We start from the raw sequence: 22,710 nt of genomic DNA on the forward strand, positions 1-22,710 counted from the left end.
CTCTAATCACGCACCCGACAGCTGAATAATGAGGGGATCTGATTGGGGGATCACCGATCGTCATCCCCCCAAAAGATCAGAACGTACCGGGATAACTGCCGCCGTCCAGCAACAGGTTTTGCCCGGTGAGGAACCCGGCGTGGGCGCTGCAGATGAACGCGCAGTAGGCGCCGAACTCGTCGGGCTGGCCGAAACGCTGGGCCGGAACGTGCTGGCGGCGCTGCTCGCTGATGCTCTCGACCGTGGTGCTGTTGGCTTCGGCGGCGGCACTCAGGGTTTTGTGCAAGCGCTCAGTCTCGAACGGACCTGGCAGTAGATTGTTGATCGTCACGTTGTGCCCGGCCAGCCGCGACTGGCGCGCGAGCCCGGCGATGAAACCGGTCAGCCCGCTGCGGGCGCCGTTGGACAGGCCCAGCACATCGATCGGCGCTTTCACCGCGCCAGAGGTGATGTTGACGATGCGCCCGAACCCACGCTCAGCCATGCCATCGACGCAGGCCTTGATCAGCTCGATGGGCGTGAGCATGTTGGCATCCAGCGCTTTCAACCAGTCTTCGCGCTGCCAGTCACGGAAGTCACCCGGCGGCGGACCGCCAGCGTTATTGATCAGGATGTCCACCTGCGGACACGCCGCCAACACCTGCTCGCGCACAGCAGGCGTGCTGATATCCCCGGCCACCGTGCGCACTTCGATGCCCGGTGCCAGGTTGCGCAATTCTTCGGCAGCGGCCTGCAAGGTTTCGTTGCCACGGGCGTTGATCACCAGGTTGACGCCCTCCTTCGCCAAGGCGCGCGCACAGGCCAGACCCAGCCCCTTGCTGGCGGCGCAGACGATGGCCCAGCGACCCGATATTCCCAATTCCATGACGATGCTCCTGTCGGTTCGAAAACCTTACGTTACCACCGCAATAGGACACATCAGGGGATGACAAAGGGTGATCGCCGGATCAGACCTTTTCATTATCAGCCGCCTCCCACGCTAATTACTGTCTCCAGACCAATAAGAACCGGAGACACACATGAACCCGTTCCAGTTTTATTTCCCCACGACCCTGAAAAGCGGTAACGGCCTGGTGCGTCAGGCCGGTGCGCTGCTCAAGCCGCATGTTCGAAAAAAACTGCTGGTGGTCACCGATGAAGGCTTGATGGCCTCGGGCGTGATGGAAGGTTTTTTCGCCTCGTTGGTCGACAGTGACATTCACTACGAAGTGTTTTCCGGCGTCGAACCCAACCCCACCACCGACGTGCTGGAACGCGCCGTGGCATTCCTGAAAAACCACGACTGCGATTCGGTGATCGGCGTCGGGGGCGGCAGCAGCATCGACACCGCCAAGGGTGTCGCGGCCATGGCCACCAACCCTGGCAACATCCTCGACTACGAAGGCTACGACAAACTGCTGCACCCGCCTCTGCCGATCTTTGCCATTCCGACCACCTCCGGCACCGGCAGCGAATGCACCGCGTCCACCGTGTTCACCAACACCAAAACCCTGTTCAAGACCGTGATCATCAGCCCGGCGCTGTTTCCGAAGCTGGCGATTCTCGACGCCGAACTGACGCTCAAACTGCCGCCGTCGATCACCGCTGCCACGGGCATGGACGCGTTGACCCATGCCATCGAATCCTACGTGTCGAAGCAGGCCAACCCGGTCAGCCAGGCTCTGGCGCTGCAAGCGATCAAGATGATCTGCACGCACCTGCCAAAAGCATTTTTCAGCGGCTCCGACCTGCACGCACGGGAACAGATGCTGCTCGGTTCGTTCCTCGCCGGCGTCGCGTTCGCTCAATCGAAACTGGGCAACGTGCATGCGATCTCCCACACCTTCGGCGGCGTGTTCAACATTCCCCATGGCATCGCCAACGCGACGCTGCTGCCCTACGTCATCGAATACAACCTGGCGGCCTGCCCGGAACTGTTTCGTGAAATCGCCATGGCCATGGGCGAGAACGTCGATGGCCTGAGCCCTGCGCGTGCCGGGCTCAAAGTGGTGGAGCACGTGGTGGCGTTGAACAAGGCCATCGGCATTCCGGACAACATCAAGGACCTGGGCGTGGACCTGGACTACATGCCGCAAATGGTCAGCGACTCGATGCGCAGCGGCAACGTGCTGGTCAACCCACGCCTGACCACCGCCGCAGACATCGAACGCATCATCAGCAACGCCTGGCACGGCACTCATTCCTGAAGAGACGACTCCCATGTTTTACGAAATGCGCACCTACACGATTCAAATCGGAAAAATGCAGACCTATCTCAAGCACTTCGAAGAAACCGGCCTGCCGGTGATCTCCCGCTACACCACGCTGGTGGGCTGGTGGTACACCGAAATCGGCGAGCTGAATCAGGTCATCCACATTTGGGCCTACGAGAGCCTTGATGACCGGATCAAGAAACGCGCGGCGCTGTATCAGGATCCGGACTGGCTCGAAGGCTTCGTGCCGAAGGCGTTCCCGATGCTGGAAAAGATGGAATCGAAACTGCTGATCGCTGCGGATTTCTCCCCCATCAAATAATCCCGACACAGCTCCGATGAGCAGCGCAGTCCATGTGGGAGCGGGCTTGCTCGCGAAGGCGGTGTGTCAGCCACATCAATGGCGACTGACACACCGCCTTCGCGAGCAAGCCCGCTCCCACAAGGGATTTGTGCTGGCCTGCCACATCCACTCATTTCCAGGACAACCTCATGTGCGACCACAATACCAATAACACCGCCGCTGACCGTTCTCCCGACATCAAGGCCTTGCTCGAAGGCCTGCCGACCAACTGGGGGAAATGGGGCCCGGATGATGAAGTCGGCGCCCTGAATTACCTGCAAAGCGCAGAAATTCTCCGGGGTATCGCCTCGGTCCGCCAAGGCAAGACCTTTACCCTGCAAGTGCAGATCGGCCACCCCAAAGGCGAACCGTTGTGGCCCGGCCGACGTCCGTCTATGCGCGTCAACGTGTTGGACAAGGGCCATTTCCTGGCCGGCAAGGCCCACTTCGACGGCCATGTGGAATACGCCGACGACGTGATCTTCATGCACCTGCAAGGCTCGACCCAATACGACGCGCTGGGCCACGTCTGGCACGACAACAAACTGTGGAATGGCTACGACGCCATGAGCACCATCGGCAGCATGGACAAGGCCAGCATCCTGCCGATTGCCGAACGCGGGATTGTCGGGCGCGCCGTGTTGATCGACATGGCCCGCCATCGCGGCAAAGCGGTGCTGGACAAGGGCGAAACCTTCAATCATCTGGACCTGCTGGCCGCAGCAAAATCCCAGGGCATCGAGATCGAGAAACGCGACATCCTGATCATCCGCACGGGTTGGATCGGCTCGTTCTATGAGCGCGAACCGGAAGAGTTCTACAAGGACTTCGCCGAGCCGGGCCTGACCTTCAGCCGCGAGCTGGTGGAGTGGTTTCACCAGATGGAAATTCCCAACCTGGTGACCGACACCATGGCCAACGAAGTGGCGGTCGACCCCACCTCGGGCGTGCTGATCCCGCTGCACAATGCCCTGATGCGCAACCTCGGCGTGACCTTCACCGAAGTGGCGATGCTCGACGACCTGGCCACAGATTGCGCCGAAGACGGCCAGTGGCAGTTCCTCTACACCGCCGCGCCGTTGAAGGTCGTTGGCGGCACCGGTGCACCGGTTAATCCGATCGTGATCAAGTAATCAGGTCCTGCTGCAGTTCGTTGATCAGCAGGGTTGCCGCCGGGGAAAGATCGGCGCCGGCCCGGCTGATCACGCCGTAAGGCTCGATCAATGCACGCATCGATACCGGCAGCTTTACCAGCAAATCGTGTTGCTCGCAGAACTCGGCGACTTCCACCGGGATCACCGCCAACAGCGTCGGGTCTTGCTGCACCAAGAGTATGGTGGCGAAAATCGACGAGGTTTCCAGCGGATAACGCGGAGTCCCCAGCCCTGCCTCATTCAGCTCACGTTCCAGGGTCTGACGCATCGGCATGTCTTTGGGATAGACCACCCAGCGGAAGTCGCTCAGCTGCGACAGCTGCAAAGACTCGGCACTGGCCAGTGGATGGTCCTTACTGGCGACCACCGCCAACGGCTCTTCGCTCAGTTCGATGCAGTCGTAAGCGTCCGAACGCTGACCGACGCTGGTGCGACAAATCGCCAGGTCCAGCCGTCCCTGATCCAGCAACCCGAGCAACGTGGCGCTGGTGTTTTCCACCAGTTCGACCGACAGCTCCGGCTGCTTGAGGCGCAACTCGATCAGGGCCCGGGTCAGCAACGGCACCGCCCCCATGATCACCCCCACAGAGAGCCGCCCGCCCTGGCCTTGCATGATGCTGAGCATTTCTTCGCGCAGGTGTTCGACATCGCTGTAGATCAGCCGCGCATAACGAATCATGCAACGGCCCATTTCGTTGGCCACCAAGCCTTTGGGCTGGCGTTCGAACAGCGGCATGCCGAGCAACGATTCGACTTCGCCCAACGCCTTGGTGGCGCCGGACTGGGAAATCGAAATCTGCTCGGCAGCCTTGTGCAAGGAGCCGCGATCATCCAGCGCGATCAGCAGACGCAGTTGTTTGAGGCGCAAGCGTGCAGCGATGCTGCAAAGGGAAGGAACCATGTCCGTTTGTTCTCGATTCAAGAGGTAAACCAATGACTGCGGCAACGCCCACTTTAAAGTGGGCGTTACGGCTTCGAACGGTGGCTGTCAGCGAATGGCGACCGGGTTGATGTTGACTTGGGTCGAACCCTTGTACAGCGGCTGCCCCAGCACGAACATGAATTCCCACGCCTTGTCTTTCACCAGCGCTCGGCTGTCGATCAACTCAAGGTTGTAGATGCCGTTCTTGGCCAGCATGAATTGGTTGACCGGGAACTCCTGGCCATCTTTCGCCGGGTAGATTTCCGAGGCCCAGGTGTCACCGCCGAACGCGACGATCTGTTTGTCCACCAGCCATTTGGCCGCTTCCATGCCGATGCCCGGTTCCACGGCGAGAAATTTCTGGTTGTCCTTGCCCAGCAGTTCCAGCCAGCCGGTGTTGAACAGCACCACATCGCCCTTCTGAATGCTGATGCCTTGCAGGTCCAGCGCCTTCTGAATGTCGGCAACGCTGAACTCGGTTTTCTCCGGCACGATGGCGCTGCCGTACACCGCTGTCATGTCCAGCACTACGCCTCGGGTGACGATCGGCGGGACCTTTTCGATGCCAAGCTTTTTCACCCCTTCGACGGTCACGAAATCGGCGGCGCGATTGCCGTTGTAATAGACGTTGTCGATGCCGATGTGACCGATGCCGTTTAGCTGGGTGCCGACGCCGGTCCAGCCCACCACCAATTCATCGTTGAAGGTGAATTTATTCGGCCCCATCGTGGTGCCGCCCGCTTCGCCTGGCTGGATGTTGGTCAGGTGAAAGCTGCGATGACGGAACGCTGGCAACGTCTTGTCGATGGGCACGGCCAAGGGGTAGGTTTTGCCGGTCTTGATCAGTTTCGAGGCATTGATCACCGACTCGGCGTTGAGCAGGTTCAGCGCGCCGATTTCATCGTTGGCGCCGTATTTGGAGGGGTACCATTTTTCGGCATCCGCGGCGTGGGCGGCATTGAGGGTGAACAACAGGGCAAACGGCAGTACCAATCGATTCAGCATGAGGGGGTCCTTGTGAGGTTGCAGTGGACCCAAGGTACCCAGCCCTTCTGTGGGGAAACAGACAGGAATGGGCAATACATTTGTTCTGGATTGTCACGAGTGATGCGAGTGCTGTAGGAGCAAGGCCATCGCGGGCAAGCTTTGCTCCTACAGTGCCTGGCTGCTAGCCAGGCTTGTGGTTATCCAAAACCCGATTGACCGCTAACTCACCCAACATGATCACCCGTTGCAGCACCAGCACCGTTTGCCGTCGCTGGCCGTCCGTTACATCGGCGAGATCGTTGACCATGGCGCTGGCAGATGCCAACGATTCACAGGCCTCGACGAGCAACGTTTCGTCATCCACCGCTGCGTCGATGGTGAAAATGGAGCTGGGTTTGCGGGGCGGTATCTGCGTTTTCGACGCCCCGGGGTTGAGGTAGAAGCTGAGTGCGCGGTCGGCCGCCTCTTTCATTTTCCTGGGGTCAAGATCAAAGAAAGGCGTCGTAGGGTAACGGACAGGTATTCGGGGGGTTGGGTGTGACTTTGTAAACAGGTTTATGCGGTGTGCCGGCTGACGCCATCGCGAGCAAGCTCGCTCCCACAGGGCCCGGTGTCGACCACAAATCTCGCGAACAACATAAAACCAATGTGGGAGCGAGCTTGCTCGCGAAAGCGGTGTGTCAGGCGACAGTATTTTTTGACTGTGCCACCGCCATCGCGAGCAGGCTCGCTCCCACAGGGGACCTGCGCCGGCCACAAATCTCGCGAACAACATAAAACCAATGTGGGAGTGAGCTTGCTCCGGGCGGCGTTCCGACGATGACGGTAGCTCATCCAGCATCCATCTAACTGGCCTACCCCATCTCTAGGGCTTGGCGATCGCGATACGCCAAACCTTGTTCCCGACATCATCGGCCACCAGCAACGCGCCGCCCTGATCAAGCGTAACGCCCACCGGACGCCCTTGCGCTTCGCCGTCGGCGTTGAGGAAATCAGTCAGGAAGTCCACCGGCAGCCCCGAGGGTTTGCCGTCGCTGAAGGGAATGAACACCACTTTGTAACCGGCCTGGGGGTTACGGTTCCACGAGCCATGCTCACCAACGAAAACCCCATTGGCGAAATTGGCGGGCATGCCTCGGGCATCAGAAAACGTCAGGCCTAACGGTGCGACGTGGGTGCCCAGCGCATAGTCTGGCGCGATGGCTTTGGCCACCCTGTCTGGACGCGGCGGCTCGACACGGGTGTCGACATGATCGCCGTAGTAGCTCCACGGCCAGCCGTAGAACGCTCCGTCCTGCACCGACGTCAGGTAATCCGGCACAAGGTCGCTGCCGATTTCGTCGCGCTCGTTGACCACGGTCCACAACTGCGTCGAACCGGGCTTCCAGGCCAGCCCGTTGGGGTTACGCAGGCCGCTGGCGAACAAACGCTTGTCGCCGCTTTTAACGTCAACTTCCCAAATCGCCGCGCGCCCTTCTTCCGCCTCGAGGCCGTTCTCGCCGACGTTACTGTTGGAACCCACCGTGACGTACAGCTTGGTCCCTTCAGGGTTGGCGATGACATTCTTGGTCCAATGGTGATTAATGCCTGCGGGCAGGTCGGTCACTTTCACCGGCGTCGCACTCACCTCGGTCTGACCCGCGTTGTACGGCACCTTGACCAGTGCATCGGCATTGGCAATAAACAATTCATTGCCGACCAACGCCATGCCAAACGGCGAAGCGAGGCCCGTCATGAAGACCTTCCGGACTTCCGCATGGCCATCACCGTCGGCATCGCGCAACAAGGTAATGCGATTGGCGCTGGGGGCATCAGCGCCAATACGGCCCATCACAACACCCATGACGGTGCGTTTTGCCCAGGCAATCGGCCCGGTGCCACCGTCAGTCGCGCCTTCCGGCATCGGCGGGTGGTTGCTCTCGGCAACCAGGACATCGCCATTGGGCAGCGTAAACACCCAGCGCGGGTGATCGAGGTTCTCGGCCAGCGCGGTCACTTTGAAACCGGCAGGCGCCTTGGGCGTGTCATTACCGGCCCAGCCGATCGCTTTGGACACTTTTAACGTGGGGATCAACGAGGTGGTGGGTTCGGGCAATTGCGGGGACGGACCGACGCTGGCCTGAGACGGCAATTTGGAAGACTCACCACACGCGGCGAGCAGTGCGGCAATGGTCATCAAGAGCGCAAGTCGGTTGGACACATTCATTGTTCTAACCTCGCAACGGCCATCCGTGGGCCAATTATTGGGCAGGCAAAATCCCGCCGAAGTATCCCGGCGCGGGCCCGTTTCAAACACCGCGCCTGGAACAAATCAAATTTGCGTAAAACGCACGAATGCGCGCAGCCAAAGCCGGGCACTATCCCAACCACCCCATTTCTATGCGCCATGAGCCCCAACGGGGTTCAACAACGCCTCTCGTAACAGCCTGGCCGCTGGCGAATCCGGCACGCCTTTGCGCGACACCAGCTCATACGGTTCGCTGCGCGAAGTGATGGGCAGCGGCAGCGTGGTGGTGAAACCGTAGCCGGAGCAGAACTTCGCCACATCGGTCGACACCAACGCGACGAGGGTCGGGTTTTCCTGAAGCAACGACAAGGTGGCAAACGCCGACGTGGTTTCCAGCAGGTGCACCGGAAAACGCAGGTCGGCCTCGTGAAACTCGCGCTCCAGCAGCAAACGCATCGGCATGTTGGCGCGATAGACCACCCAGCGGTAATCCACGAGGTCCTTCAACGACAGCTGCCGGGCATAGGCGAACGGATGCTGAGTGCTGGCGATCACCGCCAAGGTTTCTTCGACGAAGGTCGAGCTCTCATACAAGTAGGGCGTGGTGCTGATGGTCGTACGGCAGATCGCGAGATCCAGGCGCCCGGCGTCAAGTTGGCTGAGCAGCGCGGCGCTGGTGTCCTCGACGATCTCGATGGACAGCTTCGGGTGGTCGGCAATCACCCGGCTGATCGCGGTGGTCAGCAGCGGGACGGCGCCCATGATGGTGCCGACGGACACGCGTCCGCCCTCGCCGCTCATGATGCCGATGATCTCTTCGCGCAGATGGGCGAGGTCGGTCTGGATCAAGCGTGCGTAACGAATGACCGAGCGTCCGGCATCGTTCGGTTCAAGCCCGCGGTTAGTGCGGGTGAACAACGAGGTACCGAACGTCGTTTCAATTTCTTGCAGGGCTTTACTGGCGCCGGGCTGGGTCAGCGCGACCTGTTTGGCCGCGCCCAGCAAGGAGCCGTGTTCATCAAGGGCTATCAACAAGCGCAGCTGCTTGATGTGCAGGCGGGACATGATCGAATTGAGTGAGGGCGTCATCAGGGTTAACTAAAAGTTATAGAGGTATCGAAAGTTGTCAGTATCGAGGCTCGCCACGACGGCCCTATAGTCCACCCCACAACCAGGCAATGCAATGGGTTTGACCAGAGAGCGAAAGCCTTCCTGCCGCAGACCGATTGCAACAATAACAATCCTGTATAACTTGTGGTGAATCATGTCCCTCATCAATTACGTCACCAAGATCCAGTTCGGCTACGACAGCCTGCAGCATCTGGCCGCCGAAGCCGAGCGCGCGGGCATCACCCGGCCGCTGATTGTCACCGACATCGGTGTGCGCAATGCCGGCATCGTCGACAAGGTCATCGCGGCCCTCGGCGCCAGCCTTCCTCCTTCGATTTTCGACGCCACCCCGCCCAACCCCAACGAACACGCCGTACGTGAAGCCGTCGCGCAATACCATCTCGACGAGTGCAACGGCATCATCGCGGTCGGCGGTGGTTCTTCCATCGATCTGGCCAAAGGCGTGGCTGTCTGCGCCACGCACGACGGTCCCCTGCACAGCTTTGCGGTGATCGAAGGCGGACTGGATCGCATCACTTCTGCCACCGCGCCGCTGATCGCCATTCCCACCACGGCGGGCACCGGCAGCGAGGTCGGCCGAGGCGCCATCCTGATTCTCGACGATGGTCGCAAGGTGGGCGTAATCTCACCTTATGTGGTGCCTCGCGTGGCCATCTGTGACCCGGAACTGACCCTGGGCCTGCCACCGATGCTGACCGCCGCCACCGGCATGGACGCGATCGCTCATTGCATCGAAACGTTCATGGCGCCGGCCTTCAACCCGGCGGCGGATGGCATCGCCCTCGACGGCCTGTGGCGTGCCTGGGAACACATCGAGCGCGCCACCGCCGAACCCGGTGATCGCGAAGCGCGAATGAACATGATGAGCGCGTCGATGCAGGGCGCACTCGCCTTTCAGAAGGGATTGGGCTGCGTGCACAGCCTGTCCCACGCCTTGGGCGGCATCAATCCGAAGCTGCACCACGGCACCTTGAACGCCATCTTTCTGCCCGCGGTCGTGGACTTCAACGCCAACGCCCCGACCGTTCGCGACGAACGCAAGCTCGAACGCCTGCGACATGCCATGGGCCTTGAGGCCGACGCAAACATCGGCACGGCCATCGAGGACATGACCCGCCGCCTGGGCCTGCCGACCCGCCTGAGCGAAATCGGCGTCGATGAGAGCCTGTTTGCCGGCATCGTCGAAGGCGCCTTGCACGATCACAGCCACAAGACCAACCCCCGCGAAGCATCGTCCGCGGACTACCTGTCGATGCTTGCGCAGTCTTTGTAAACCGCCGCTATCCAACAACAATAAATCAGGAGGCAGCCGCAGCGTCGAACGTGATTCGACGCCAGCGGAACAATCATGAAGCCCACCGTCCTTATCGAACGGCAAGAATCCATTGCCACCGTCACCCTCAGCCATCCAGGGAAAATGAACGCCCTGACCTTGTCCATGTGGCAGGACCTGGGTGATGTCATGACCGAGTTGTCCGCCGACGCCACCGTGCGCTGCGTCGTGTTGCGCGGTGCCGGCGAACAAGCCTTCGCCGCCGGCGCTGACGTCAGCGAGTTTCCGACCGTGCGCGCCAACCTGGCACAAGCCCGGGAGTATGCCGAAGTCACCTCGGCGGCCATGCGTGCAGTCGTGGACTGCCCGCACCCGGTGATCGCGATGATCCATGGCGTGTGCGTCGGCGGCGGGCTGGAAATCGCCGCGCTGTGCGACCTGCGTATCTGCGGCAGCTCCAGTCGTTTCGGTGCGCCGGTCGGCAAGCTGGGGCTGGTCATGTCCTATGACGAAATGGCCGGTCTGGTGGCGCTGGCCGGACGCTCGACGACCCTGGAGATTCTTCTCGAAGGCCGCATTCTCGACGCCAACGACGCCTACGTAAAAAACCTTGTGACCCGCGTCGTGCCCGATGCCGAGGTCGAGTCCGAAACCCTCGCCACCGCCAAGCGCATCGCCAATGGAGCGCCCCTCGTCGCCCGCTGGCATCGCCAGGCCGCACGCCAGCTTGAGGCCGGCGTTGCCCCCACCGTCGAGCAGATTGACGCGAGTTATTTCTGCTACGACACCGAAGATTTTCAGATCGGTCTGAACGCTTTCATCGAGAAAGCCAAACCACAATTCAAGGGGAAATAACATGGGACCGCTGACAGGAATGCGCGTGGTAGAACTGGCTCACATCATGTCCGGCCCGGTGTGCGGAATGATGCTGGCCGACATGGGTGCCGACGTGGTGAAGGTCGAGAAAGTCCCGGGCGGTGATGATTCGCGCCGCTTCTCGCCGATCATGGCCAGCGGTGAATCGGCTTCGTTCATGGTGGTGAACCGCAACAAGCGCGGCATTGGCCTGAACCTCAAAACCGAGGGCGGACGCGACGTGTTGCGCCGCCTGTTGATGGACGCCGATGTGGTGACGGAAAACTTCCGTGCCGGCACCATGGAGAAATTCGGCCTGGGCTATGAAACGCTGAAAACCCTCAATCCAGGGCTGATCTACTGCGCAATCTCCGGTTACGGCCGCAGTGGCCCGTTTGGCGAAAAAGGCGGCTTCGACCTGATCGCCCAAGGCATGAGCGGCATGATGAGCATGACCGGTGAAGCCGGACGTGAGCCGGTCAAGGCCGGTTCGCCAGTGGCCGACATCAACTCCGGCATTCTCGCCGCCCTCGGCATCTGCGCAGCGTACGCCGCCAAACAGAAAACCGGCCTGGGGCAGATGGTCGATACCTCGCTGTTCGAAGCCGGCCTGCAACAGATGTACTGGCCGGCGGCGGCGTATTTCGCCGACGGCACCATTCTGCCGAAGATGGGTTCGGCCAACTCCACCAGCGCGCCGTATCAGGTGTTCCGCACCGCAGACGGCTGGATCAACATTGGTGCCGCCAACCAGGCCAACTACGAACGGCTGGTCGAGGCGCTCGCCGTGCCACAACTCGAAGCCGACCCACGCTTCGCCAGCAACGCGCTGCGCATGGAGCACCGCCTGGCCCTGGTGGAAATCCTCAACGAAGTCCTGGTCGCGCGCACCACGGATGAATGGATGGTGCTGTTCGACAGCCTCGGCCTGCCTGCCGGGCCGGTCCTCGACATCGCCGCGGCACTGGCTCATCCGCAAACCGAAGCACGCGGCATGGTCGTCGAGACCCAACACCCGACCGAAGGCCGGGTACGCGGCATGGGCCTGCCGATTCACTTCTCCGACATGGACAACGCCGCGCCGCCGACCAGTCGGCATGCCCCGCTGCTCGGTGAACACACCCGCGAAGTGTTGAAAGAAAGCGGCTACGCGGAGGATGAAATCGACGAACTGATTCGAACCCAGGCCGTGGTCGCACTCGCGTAACGCAAAAACCTGTGGGAGCGAGCCTGCTCGCGATGAGGCCGTGCCAGGCGACATAAGTATCGACTGATACGCCGCCATCGCGAGCAGGCTCACTCCCACAAAGAGCAGCGTTCACTTAACTGATTCGCTGTTTTTTAGAACAACTACAAAAACAATAAGGTGAACATCATGAGCCGTATCTTGACCGAGGCCGTCAGCCGCCGATCATTTCTAGTGTCTGCCGGCGTCACCGTCGGCGGCGCATTCGCCGCCAACCTGTTGCCCTCCAGCGTCTTCGCCGCGACCAAACCCATTGTGTTGCGCTACACCAGCAGCCTGCCCGACACCCATCCGCTGAACATCCAAATGAAGGCGGCTTCGCTGGCCATCAAGGCCGAAACCAATGGCGCCGTGGACCTGCAGGTGTACGCCAACGGCGCCATGGGCGGCGACACCGACATGCTGTCCCAGGTGCGCGCCGGGGCAATCGATTTCATTCCCTTGCCAGGCGCGATTCTCTCCACGCTGGTGCCGGCCATGTCTATCGAAAGCATGCCGTTCGCATTCAAGGACTACGACAGTGTCTGGGCCGCGCTGGACGGCAAGCTGGGCGAATACGTACGGGCCAAGACCGCCAAGGTCGGCCTGATCCCGATGGAAAAAGTCTGGAACAACGGCTTTCGCCAGATCACCAGTTCGACGCGGCCGATCTACACGCCGCAAGACCTGGCTGGTTTCAAATTGCGCGTATTGGTGAGCCCGCTGTGGACCTCCATGTTCAGCGCCCTCGGCGCCTCCCCGACCGGCATCAGCATCAACGAAACCTACTCGGCGCTGCAGACCAAAGTGGTCGACGGCCAGGAAAACCCGCTGGTGGTCGTCGAAGCCGCACGCTTCTATGAAGTGCAGAAATACTGCTCCATGACCGACCACATCTGGGGCGGTTTCTGGATCGTCGCTTCGGGCAAGACCTTTCCAAAACTGCCGGCGGACGTGCAGGAAATCGTTTCCCGGCAAATCAACGCCGCCGCGCTGATTCAGCGTCAACAGGTGATCGATCTCAACGCCAGCCTGGAGCCGTCACTGACCGCCCATGGCATCACCTTCAACAAAGTCGACCGTTCATTGTTCAGGACTGATTTGCAGTCCAAAGGCTTCTACACCCAATGGAAAGAAAAGTACGGCGATGAAGCCTGGAGCTTGCTGGAGCAGTACGCGGGTCAACTGTCCTAAGCCGGAGACAAGGTCATGAAAAACGAAATACCAATGACGGATGTTTCTCCCGCTGAAGGACTCAGCACGCGCCCCACCACGTTTCGTCTCGGTCGCGCTTTGGATACAGGGCTGCGCTGGCTGACCGAGGGCAGCGCGGCATTGCTGGTGGTTATCGAAGTCACGCTGCTGTTTTGCAATGTGTTCTCGCGCTACGTGCTCAATCAACCCATCGTCTGGGGCGACGAACTGGCCTCGCTGCTGTTTCTCTGGCTGGCGATGCTCGGCTCAGTGGTGGCGATGCGTCGAGGCGAGCACATGCGGCTTACCTCGTTCATCGGGCGGCTGCCGCTGGAAAAACGCGCCTTTGTCGACACCTTGGGCGCGGTGATTGTCATCGCGTTCATCGGGTTGCTGTTCACGCCGGCCTGGGAGTACGTCAGCGACGAGTGGATCATCACCACCGCCGCCCTTGAAATCCCTAACGCCTTTCGCGTGTCCGCCATCGCGGTCGGTCTGACCCTGATGCTGATGACGTGTGTCGCGCGTCTGCTGACCAGCGCCCGGTTGATCGACTTCTCCGTGTCGGTGGCGATGCTGGCGTCCCTGGCCGCGTTGTTGTGGGTGGCTGAAGGCTGGATGTTGCTGATGGGTAACTGGAACCTGATCATTTTCTTCATGATCGGTGTGATGGCGATGATCATGATCGGTGTGCCGATCATGGTGGCGTTCGGCCTGGCCACGGTGGCTTATCTGTCGACCATGACCGGAACGCCCTTGAGCCTGGTGGTGGGCCGGATGGACGAAGGCATGGCGAGCCTGATCTTGCTGGCCATTCCGTTGTTTGTGTTTTTGGGGGCGCTGATCGAGGCCATGGGCATGGCCCGAGCGATGATCCGCTTCCTCTGCTCGTTGATCGGTCATGTCCGTGGCGGCCTGTCTTATGTGCTGATCGGGGCCATCTACCTGATCTCCGGCATTTCCGGCTCCAAGGCTGCCGACATGGCGGCCATCGCCCCGGCGTTATTCCCAGAAATGAAGAAACGTGGTGAGGATGAAAACGAACTGGTGGCGATGCTCAATGCCTCCGGGGCGATGTCGGAAACCATTCCGCCGAGCCTGGTACTGATCACCATCGGCTCGGTGACCGGTGTGTCGATTTCCGCCCTGTTCACCGGCGGTTTCATGCCGGCGGTGGTGGGTGCCATCGCCATGGCGGCGGTGATCTGGTGGAAAAACCGCAAAGGCGAGGCCTCCACCGGTAAACGCGCTTCAGGCAAGGAAATCGGTCACTCGCTGCTGGTTGCGCTACCGGCCCTGGCCCTGCCCTTCGTGATCCGCACCGCGGTGGTTGAAGGGGTCGCGACCGCCACCGAAGTCGCCGCCATCGGCGTGGCCTACACCTTCGTCGTCGGGTTGCTGTGCTACCGCTGCTTTGACTGGCGCCGCCTGTATCCGATCCTGGTCAGTACCGCGTCGCTGTCCGGCGCGATCCTGATCATCATCGGCAGCGCGACCGCCATGGCCTGGGCATTGACCCAGTCGGGCTTCTCCCACCAGTTGGCGCAGGTGATGTCGACGGTGCCGGGTGGCGCGATGGGCTTCCTGATCATCTCCGCCGCGGCGTTCATTCTTCTGGGCAGTTTTCTGGAAGGCATCCCGGCCATCGTGCTGTTCGGGCCGCTGCTGTTTCCGATTGCCAAGGCCATGGGCATCAACGACGTGCATTACGCCATGGTCGCGATCTTCGCCATGGGCCTGGGTTTGTTCGCCCCACCGTTTGGCGTGGGCTTCTATGCCGCTTGCGCCATCGCCAAGGTCGACCCCAGCGGCGCCATGCGCCGGGTCTGGCCGTATCTCGGCGCACTCGTTGTCGCCCTGGGCGTGCTGATCGCCGTGCCATGGATTTCCATCGGTTTCCTGCCCAACGCCTGAATCCCTTTTTGACTATCAGCACTCAAATACGAGGTTTCTCATGAATTTTTCCACACTCGAAGCCGGCACCGCCACCGAACGCCAACTGATCGTCGACAAGGAGCGCACCATCTCGTTTCTCGGCGAAGACTTGCGCATCTACGCCACGCCACGGTTGGTCGATGACATCGAACAGACCTGCCTTGATTACCTGCTCACCTTCCTGGATGAGGGCGAAAACACCGTCGGTGCGGCAGTCGACATCCGCCACGTCGGCGCCACGTTGCTCGGCATGTCTGTCAGCATCGTCGCCACGGTCACCCGGATCGAGGGGCGCAGCGTCACCTTCAACGTCGAAGTGCGCGATGACGTCGAGCTGGTGGCCACGGCGGCGCATACCCGGGTGGTGGTGAACGTCGCCAAACTGCGCAGCCGCGTTCAGGCCAAGGCCGAGGCGGCCGCCGCAGGGGACGTCGAAGACAGCGCGCTCAGCCCTTCCCAATTCGCCGCGTCGCGCTGAGCAAGGGACCCCGTCATGATCACGCTGCACGAACGCAATGGCTTGCCCAACCTTGCGACCGAGGATGCGCTACCGATTGTCGATGCTCACCACCACTTGTGGGACCTGGGCAACGGTCGTTATCCCTGGCTGCAGGACGACTATCACGAAGATTTTTTTCTCGGCGACTATCACAGCCTGTGCCGTGATTTCTTGCCGGAAAACTTTCTTGCCCTGACCGAAAAACAACGGTTGGTAGGAACGGTGCATGTCGAGGCCGAACGTGCTCGCGATGAGCAAGTTGCCGAGACACACTGGCTGGAACAGGTGAATGCCCGTTACGGCTTCCCGAATGCCATCGTTGCCCACGCCTGGTTCGACCGTGAGGACAGCGCGGACATTCTCGCGGCTCAGGCCGCCAGGCCGCTGGTCAAAGGCATACGCTCCAAACCGGTGACTTCGGCGTCACCGGAGGTGTCGATTGCCGGGGCCCGCGGCACCATGCAGGACCCGAAATGGCTGGAAGGTTTTTCGCGACTGGCTGACCACAACCTGTCGTGGGACCTGCGCGTGCCGCCGTGGCACCTGGTCGAGGCCGCCGAAGTGGCGGCGATGTTTCCGCAGATCCGGATCGCCCTCAATCACACCGGCTTCGCCTGGGATCGCAGCCCGCAAGGCATGATCCGCTGGCGCAAGGGCCTGGAAGCACTGGCCCTGCAACCCAACGTGCACATCAAGCTGTCGGAGTTCGGGCTGAAAGACTCGCCCTGGAACTACGACGATAACCGGATCGTGGTGCTGACCGCATTGGAGATTTTCGGTCCCGAGCGCTGCATGTTCGCCAGCAACTTCCCGGTCGCCGGACTGCGCGCGTCCTACGACACGATTGCCGATGGCGTGGCCGCGATGCTCGCGCCACTGGGGCGCGCCGTGCAGGAAGCGGTGTTCGCCGGCAATGCACAACGCTTTTATCGTCTGGAGGAACAGCATGGATAACCCATCCGTGATCGACTGGCGCGCGCGCTTTCAGGCCAGTGGCGAGGACGCGGACTTACCCATCGTCGACGCCCACCAACACTATTTCGATATCGAAAAGCATTACTACCCGTGGCTGAACGACCGCCCGCTGCGCCCGTTTCGTTATGGCGATTACTCATCGATCTGCCGCAACTTTCTGCCTGAGGACTATCGCCGGCTGACCGGCAACCATCGCATCGTGCAGACCGTCGTCATCGAGGGTGAATGGGACCCTGCGACGCCCGCCGATGAGGTGCGGTTTGTCGAATCACTGGCACAAAACGAGCCGACCCTGGCGGCGATGGTGGCGCAGGTTTGGCTTGACCGTGAAGACGCATCGGACCTCTTGCGCCGATACGGCGATCATCCATTGGTGCGCGGCGTGCGCCACAAACCTGCGGTCACCAGCCTTGAAGCATGGCGCGAAGATTTCGTGGCGCCAGGCTCCATGCGTGACCCTCGTTGGCGCGAAGGCTACGCACAACTGGCTGAAAACGGCCTGCACTTCGAGTTGCAGGCGCCATGGTGGCATCTGGCGGAAGCGGCCGAGCTGGCCAGGGACTTTCCTGACGTGACCATCGTGGTCAATCACACGGCGCTGCCGGCTGATCGTTCGCAAGAAGGTCTGGCCGGCTGGCGTGAAAACCTCGCGTTGCTGGCACGGGAGCCGAACGTCGCCCTGAAGATCTCGGGCATCTGCATCCCCGGCCAGGCGTGGCCCGTCGAGTCGAACCGCGTGGTGGTGAACGACGCGATTTCGATTGTCGATGTCAGTCGCTGTGCATTTGCCAGCAATTACCCGGTCGACGGCGTCGTGAACGGCATGAGCGAGATCTTCGACGGCTTCAAAACGATTGTCAGCGACCGCTCCCTGACGGATCGACTCGCCCTGTTTCATGACAACGCCCGACGCATTTACCGGCTCATTTGACCCTCATTGAACAGCCTTTCAGGAGTTCCCATGTTTGAAGTTTCAGGCCACAACTACATCGCTGGCGCTCGTTCGGCTAAAGGCTCGAGCACTCTGCAAAGCCACGACGCCAGTACCGGCGAAGCACTGCCGTATCGCTTCCATCAGGCGACCGTGGACGAAGTGAATGCGGCCGCGGAAGCGGCGGCCACGGCTTACCCGATCTTTCGTAACCTTTCATCCGCCCGACGCGCTCAATTTTTGGAGGCTATTGCCTCTGAGCTTGAGGCGCTGGACGACTCGTTCATCGCCCTCGTGTGCCGGGAAACCGCCCTGCCCGCCGGTCGTATTCAAGGTGAGCGGGCACGCACCAGCGGCCAGATGCGTCTGTTCGCCACCCTGCTGCGTCGCGGCGATTTCTACGGCGCCCGCATCGATCGTGCTTTGCCCGACCGTCAACCGCTGCCCCGTCCAGACCTGCGCCAGTACCGTACCGGGCTCGGTCCGGTCGTTGTGTTCGGTGCCAGCAACTTCCCGCTGGCCTTCTCGACCGCTGGCGGCGACACCGCCTCCGCCCTCGCTGCGGGCTGCCCGGTTGTGTTCAAGGCCCACAGCGGTCACATGGCAACCGCCGATTACGTCGCCGATGCGATCACTCGCGCGGCCAGAAAAACCGGGATGCCTGATGGCGTGTTCAACATGCTCTACGGCAGCGTCGGTGAAGCATTGGTCAAGCATCCGGCGATCCAGGCGGTGGGTTTCACTGGGTCATTGCGTGGCGGTCGAGCCTTGTGTGACATGGCAGCGGCGCGTCCTCAACCGATCCCGGTGTTCGCCGAAATGAGCAGCATCAACCCGGTGTTGTTGATGCCCGAAGCACTGAAGGCGCGCGGTGAAAAAATCGCTGCCGAGCTGAGCGCTTCCGTGGTGCTGGGCGCGGGTCAGTTTTGCACCAACCCCGGCTTGGTTTTGGGCATTCGTTCGCCAGAGTTCACGGCCTTCCTCGAACGCTTCACCGGTTTGATGGGCGAGCAATCCGCGCAAACGATGCTCAACGTCGGCGCGCTGAAAAGCTATTGCCACGGCCTGGAAAATCTTCACGCACACCCCGGCATGACGCACCTGGCCGGCGCCGCACAACAGGGCAACCAGGCGCAGCCGCAAGTGTTCAAGGCCGACGTCAGCCTGTTGATCAACGGTGATGAGTTGCTTCAGGAAGAAGTCTTCGGCCCGACCACCCTCGTGGTGGAAGTCGCTGACCAGGCCGAGTTGCTCCAGGCACTGCACGGTTTGCGTGGTCAGTTGACCGCCACGCTGATCGTCGAAGATTCGGACCTCAATGCCCTGAACGAAGTGCTGGCCCTGCTGGAACAGAAAGTCGGGCGCGTGCTGTTCAATGGTTATCCAACCGGCGTGGAAGTCTGCGATGCCATGGTTCACGGCGGACCGTACCCGGCCACTTCGGATGCTCGCGGTACATCGGTCGGAACGTTGGCGATTGATCGATTCCTGCGTCCCGTTTGTTATCAGAACTGCCCCGACAGCTTGTTGCCGGACGCGCTGAAGAACGCCAACCCGTTGAGCATTGCCCGACTGGTTGACGGTGTCAGCAGCCGTGATGCGCTGTAAGTCACCGAACTAACACCCGCCGTTAGTAACAACTCCGTCGCCTATCGAAAAATAGGCGCCGGACACGCTCGCCTCAAAAAACGCTGTAGCCCACAACAACAAAAACAGAGGAAGTCTCATGCACGTTCAACTTCACCCGACACTGCGTCTCTCCAAGATGATGTTGGCGGTCACCGCTGCCGTTCTGCTCAATTCAACATTTTCCCCACTCGCGGTTGCAGAAACCGCACCCACCGCGACGGCAGCGCCTATGCAATGTGTAACTGAAACGACACCGCGCTACACCAAAACCCCCACCGGTTACCTCATGGTGCTGCGCATGGGCGACAACGCCTTCAAGGAACTGACCAAACTGGCCATCGCCGAGAAAATCCCCAGCGCGTCCATCAGCGGTATTGGCTTTGGCAACGTGAAGTTCGGTTTCTGGAACAAGGACAAAAAGGACTTCGACGCCAAGACCTTGAACAGTGTCGAGATGGCCAGCGTCACCGGCTCCGTGGCCTGGAAGAACGATCAGCCTTCGATCCATATACACGGTGTTGCCGGTGACGCCACGTTTCAAGCGTATGGCGGCCACATCCTCGACTTCGAAGTGACCACCGGTTCGATGGAAATCACCGTGATCGTCCACCAGCGTCGTCTGGAGCGCGGGATTGACCCGTGCATCGGCGCCAACGTGTTGGGTATTTAAGCCAGGCGAATAACGCTCCCGCAGGCATCGAACGTTGCCGGCACCCGCTACTGCGGGAGCCACCCTCCCAAATACAAACTACAAAAAAAGGGGCGATTCAGATGAGTAACAAGAAAACGGCGGTGACGTTTGCATTGGGTGCCATTGCACTCAGCACCCAGGCGCATGCCGACTTCCTGAGTGACAGCAAAGCCACCCTGGGGATGAGAAATTTCTACTTCAATAACGACAACCGTGACGGCACGGCCGCGCCTTCGAAAACCGAAGAGTGGGCGCAGGGTTTCATGCTCGATTACAAGTCGGGCTACACCGATGGCACGGTTGGTTTTGGCGTCGATGCACTGGGCTTGATGGGTATTACGCTGGACAGTGGCAAGGGACGGCACGTCGGCAGCAGCATGATTCCTTCAGATAGCGACAACAGCGCCATCGACGAATGGAGCCGGTTGGGGTTGACCGGCAAGGTCAAGGTCTCGAAAACCGAACTTCGCCTGGGCACGCTGATGCCGAAGCTGCCGATCCTGGTTTCCAACGACGGCCGTCTGCTGCCGCAGACCTTCGAAGGTGGCCAGATCACCTCTGGCGAGTTCAAGGATTTGACCTTCACTGGAGGCCGAATCGAACACGCCACCGGTCGGGGCTCAAGCGATCAGACGGGGTTGGCCGCCACGGGCGGCACCCGCGAAAGCAACGCGTTCGACTTCGCCGGGGGCGACTGGAAAGTCACCAAGGACCTGACGGCCCAGTATTACTACGCCAACCTGGACGACTATTACACCCAACAATTTTTTGGCCTGATCCACACGCTGGCGATCGCGGAAGGCCAATCCCTGAAAACCGACTTGCGCTACTTCAAGACGGACTCGTCCGGTGCAAACAGCTCAGGCACTTCAGGCTACAAAATCAGTGGCTACACCGAAGGCAATGATGGCGAGATCGATAACCGAACCTGGAGCGCCGCGCTGATTTACACCTTGGGTGGTCATGCAGTCACGGCGGGCTACCAAAGCGTTTCAAGCGGCAGCAACTTCACGCAGCTCAATCAGGGCGGCCTGGCCAACAAGGGTGCCGGCGGCTCCAGCCTTTATCTGTACACCGACCGCCTGATTCAAACCTTCACCCGTGCGGGCGAACGCACAGCCTTCGGTCAATACGCCTATGACTTTGCTGCCTTGGGTGTGCCAGGCCTGAAAGCGTCCGTCATGTACCTCAGCGGGGACAACATCAAGACGAACTCTGGCGATACCCAGAAGGAATGGGAGCGGGACATTGCTCTGGACTACGTGATTCAGTCCGGTTCGCTTAAAGGGGTCGGATTCGGATGGCGTAATGGCAAGTCCAACAGTGAGGCGTCCCGCAACCAGGATCAGAACCGCTTGATCGTGAGCTACAGCATTCCGTTGCTGTAGGAGCAAAGCTTGCTCGCGATAGCGTCGGCACCTTCAACATCAAGGTGACTGACACACCGCCTTCGCGAGCAAGCCCGCTCCCACATTGGATCTCTGGTGGCCGCAGAATGTGTGATCGACTCAATTCCCTGTGGGAGCGGGCTTGCTCGCGAAGGCGTCGGCACTCCCAACATCAAGGTGACGGACATACCGCTATCGCGAGCAGGCTCGCTCCCACATTGGATCGCGGGTGGCTGCAGAATTTACGATCCCCTTAATTCCCTGTGGGAGCGGGCTTGCTCGCGAAGGCGTCGGCACACTCAACATCAATGTGACTGACATACCACTATCGCGAGCAGGCTCACTCCCACATTGGATCTCTGGTTGAACGCTGGATGTGTGATCAACGTAATTCCCTGTGGGAGCGAGCCTGCTCGCGATGGCGTCGGCACCTTCAACATCAATGTGACTGACACACCGCTATCGCGAGCAGGCTCGCTCCCACATTGGACCTCTGGTGGCCGCCGTTATCGGTCATCGGCCCGTCACCGAATGAACCGCGGCTAATCTACGCCTTCGGTCACCAGCACTTGGGCCTGCCCCTGGCCGGGGCAACCGGTCAGTTGGTCGCCGCCTGCATCGCCGGCAAGGCACCTCAATGGCTGGACAGTTTTTCAGTGCAACGCTTCTGAGCGGCGCTGAGATCGTCGTGTATGCAGCGAGGGGCTGAGCGTTTTCAGGCGCACGCATTAAACTGATATCGCTTCGCCAGGGAACTCCTGACGTCCGCCACGCATCCTAGACTATGAGGTACTTCCTTTTTTGCTTCACGCTTTCAGAGGACACCGTCATGCGCCGTCTGATTATCATCTCTTCCCTTTTGCTGTGTTTACCCTTCGGCTCCGCTATGGCCAAAGTGGATGCGGGCGATGTCGCCACGTCAGCCGGGGTTTCCGCATCGTTGTACTCGACCTTCAAGGATGACAAACGGGTGATTCCGGCTCGGGATGACGCCTCCAGCTTCGTTGCCAGTGGCGGTGCGATTCGTGGTGTTTATCTGGAGTCGTACTTAAAGCAGATTCGTCAGGAAAATCCCGGCCTCAACGCCAGCGACGAAGACCTGGCCAGAGCAATCCTCGTCCAGGAAGGCGTAGCTGCAGGCAAATAAAGACTGAAAAAG

General features: G+C 60.5%; 21 protein-coding genes and 1 pseudogene. 16 read left to right on the forward strand and 6 right to left on the reverse strand.

Features of this window, described 5'->3' with window-relative positions; translation table 11 throughout:
• Nucleotides 1-76 precede the first annotated feature (76 nt).
• Nucleotides 77-865, reverse strand: coding sequence for an SDR family oxidoreductase (locus tag ACMXYJ_RS21865; protein WP_415756878.1), 789 nt, complete (start codon nucleotides 863-865; stop codon nucleotides 77-79).
• Between the two features lie 154 nt (nucleotides 866-1,019).
• On the opposite strand from ACMXYJ_RS21865, the gene ACMXYJ_RS21870 reads away from it, so the two are divergent.
• The 3 genes from ACMXYJ_RS21870 to ACMXYJ_RS21880 all read left to right on the forward strand — a co-directional run bounded on the left by ACMXYJ_RS21870 (nucleotide 1,020) and on the right by ACMXYJ_RS21880 (nucleotide 3,668).
• Nucleotides 1,020-2,186: an iron-containing alcohol dehydrogenase gene (locus ACMXYJ_RS21870; protein ID WP_415756879.1), complete on the forward strand. Its 1,167-nt coding sequence runs from the start codon at nucleotides 1,020-1,022 to the stop codon at nucleotides 2,184-2,186.
• Nucleotides 2,187-2,199: 13 nt separating this feature from the next.
• Entirely contained in the window at nucleotides 2,200-2,514 is a 315-nt protein-coding gene (locus tag ACMXYJ_RS21875; RefSeq protein WP_046055817.1) for an NIPSNAP family protein, read from the forward strand.
• 170 nt (nucleotides 2,515-2,684) lie between these two features.
• The gene (locus ACMXYJ_RS21880) at nucleotides 2,685-3,668 is read left to right on the forward strand and encodes a cyclase family protein (protein WP_415756880.1); all 984 of its coding nucleotides are present in this window, start codon (nucleotides 2,685-2,687) and stop codon (nucleotides 3,666-3,668) included.
• Here ACMXYJ_RS21880 and ACMXYJ_RS21885 read toward each other — a convergent pair.
• The 5 genes and pseudogenes from ACMXYJ_RS21885 to ACMXYJ_RS21905 form a co-directional block, all read right to left on the reverse strand.
• A complete protein-coding gene (locus ACMXYJ_RS21885) occupies nucleotides 3,661-4,590 on the reverse strand; it encodes a LysR family transcriptional regulator (RefSeq protein ID WP_415756881.1) in 930 nt (309 codons plus the stop codon). The two genes, ACMXYJ_RS21880 and ACMXYJ_RS21885, sit on opposite strands and share 8 nt — an antisense overlap.
• An 87-nt stretch (nucleotides 4,591-4,677) precedes the next feature.
• On the reverse strand, nucleotides 4,678-5,616 hold the full coding sequence (locus ACMXYJ_RS21890; RefSeq protein WP_415756882.1) for a cyclase family protein: 939 nt from the start codon (nucleotides 5,614-5,616) through the stop codon (nucleotides 4,678-4,680).
• A gap of 163 nt (nucleotides 5,617-5,779) precedes the next feature.
• Nucleotides 5,780-6,179 (reverse strand): annotated as a pseudogene (locus tag ACMXYJ_RS21895) (DUF6124 family protein).
• A 284-nt stretch (nucleotides 6,180-6,463) separates the two neighbouring features.
• Nucleotides 6,464-7,804: a PQQ-dependent sugar dehydrogenase gene (locus ACMXYJ_RS21900; RefSeq protein WP_415756883.1), complete on the reverse strand. Its 1,341-nt coding sequence runs from the start codon at nucleotides 7,802-7,804 to the stop codon at nucleotides 6,464-6,466.
• A gap of 171 nt (nucleotides 7,805-7,975) precedes the next feature.
• On the reverse strand, nucleotides 7,976-8,914 hold the full coding sequence (locus tag ACMXYJ_RS21905) for a LysR family transcriptional regulator (RefSeq protein WP_415756884.1): 939 nt from the start codon (nucleotides 8,912-8,914) through the stop codon (nucleotides 7,976-7,978).
• A gap of 175 nt (nucleotides 8,915-9,089) precedes the next feature.
• On the opposite strand from ACMXYJ_RS21905, the gene ACMXYJ_RS21910 reads away from it, so the two are divergent.
• The 13 genes from ACMXYJ_RS21910 to ACMXYJ_RS21970 all read left to right on the forward strand — a co-directional run bounded on the left by ACMXYJ_RS21910 (nucleotide 9,090) and on the right by ACMXYJ_RS21970 (nucleotide 22,698).
• Nucleotides 9,090-10,229 (forward strand): iron-containing alcohol dehydrogenase, encoded by a 1,140-nt coding sequence (locus ACMXYJ_RS21910; protein ID WP_415756885.1) that lies wholly within the window; start codon nucleotides 9,090-9,092, stop codon nucleotides 10,227-10,229.
• Between the two features lie 75 nt (nucleotides 10,230-10,304).
• Nucleotides 10,305-11,084, forward strand: a complete 780-nt coding sequence (locus ACMXYJ_RS21915; protein ID WP_415756886.1) for an enoyl-CoA hydratase-related protein — start codon at nucleotides 10,305-10,307, stop codon at nucleotides 11,082-11,084.
• A gap of 1 nt (nucleotide 11,085) precedes the next feature.
• Nucleotides 11,086-12,291, forward strand: a complete 1,206-nt coding sequence (locus ACMXYJ_RS21920; RefSeq protein ID WP_056741878.1) for a CaiB/BaiF CoA transferase family protein — start codon at nucleotides 11,086-11,088, stop codon at nucleotides 12,289-12,291.
• Nucleotides 12,292-12,459: 168 nt separating this feature from the next.
• Nucleotides 12,460-13,503 (forward strand): TRAP transporter substrate-binding protein, encoded by a 1,044-nt coding sequence (locus tag ACMXYJ_RS21925; RefSeq protein ID WP_415756887.1) that lies wholly within the window; start codon nucleotides 12,460-12,462, stop codon nucleotides 13,501-13,503.
• 15 nt (nucleotides 13,504-13,518) lie between these two features.
• Nucleotides 13,519-15,417: a TRAP transporter large permease gene (locus tag ACMXYJ_RS21930; RefSeq protein ID WP_415756888.1), complete on the forward strand. Its 1,899-nt coding sequence runs from the start codon at nucleotides 13,519-13,521 to the stop codon at nucleotides 15,415-15,417.
• Between the two features lie 40 nt (nucleotides 15,418-15,457).
• Nucleotides 15,458-15,916 (forward strand): thioesterase family protein, encoded by a 459-nt coding sequence (locus ACMXYJ_RS21935; protein ID WP_415756889.1) that lies wholly within the window; start codon nucleotides 15,458-15,460, stop codon nucleotides 15,914-15,916.
• 15 nt (nucleotides 15,917-15,931) lie between these two features.
• Entirely contained in the window at nucleotides 15,932-16,891 is a 960-nt protein-coding gene (locus tag ACMXYJ_RS21940; protein ID WP_415756890.1) for an amidohydrolase family protein, read from the forward strand.
• Complete coding sequence (locus ACMXYJ_RS21945; protein ID WP_415756891.1) at nucleotides 16,884-17,843, forward strand: amidohydrolase family protein; 960 nt, start codon at nucleotides 16,884-16,886, stop codon at nucleotides 17,841-17,843. The genes ACMXYJ_RS21940 and ACMXYJ_RS21945 overlap by 8 nt, the downstream gene beginning before the upstream one ends.
• Nucleotides 17,844-17,873: 30 nt before the next feature.
• Complete coding sequence (locus ACMXYJ_RS21950; protein WP_415756892.1) at nucleotides 17,874-19,451, forward strand: aldehyde dehydrogenase (NADP(+)); 1,578 nt, start codon at nucleotides 17,874-17,876, stop codon at nucleotides 19,449-19,451.
• 118 nt (nucleotides 19,452-19,569) lie between these two features.
• A complete protein-coding gene (locus ACMXYJ_RS21955; protein WP_415756893.1) occupies nucleotides 19,570-20,142 on the forward strand; it encodes a PPC domain-containing DNA-binding protein in 573 nt (190 codons plus the stop codon).
• Nucleotides 20,143-20,243: 101 nt separating this feature from the next.
• Complete coding sequence (locus ACMXYJ_RS21960; RefSeq protein ID WP_415756894.1) at nucleotides 20,244-21,551, forward strand: OprD family porin; 1,308 nt, start codon at nucleotides 20,244-20,246, stop codon at nucleotides 21,549-21,551.
• 485 nt (nucleotides 21,552-22,036) lie between these two features.
• Entirely contained in the window at nucleotides 22,037-22,222 is a 186-nt protein-coding gene (locus ACMXYJ_RS21965) for a hypothetical protein (RefSeq protein WP_415756895.1), read from the forward strand.
• A 158-nt stretch (nucleotides 22,223-22,380) separates the two neighbouring features.
• A complete protein-coding gene (locus tag ACMXYJ_RS21970; RefSeq protein ID WP_415756896.1) occupies nucleotides 22,381-22,698 on the forward strand; it encodes a DUF2388 domain-containing protein in 318 nt (105 codons plus the stop codon).
• Nucleotides 22,699-22,710 lie beyond the last annotated feature (12 nt).

This window comes from Pseudomonas arabinosi, from assembly GCF_047758675.1.
In the GTDB taxonomy this organism is placed as follows: domain Bacteria; phylum Pseudomonadota; class Gammaproteobacteria; order Pseudomonadales; family Pseudomonadaceae; genus Aquipseudomonas; species Aquipseudomonas arabinosi.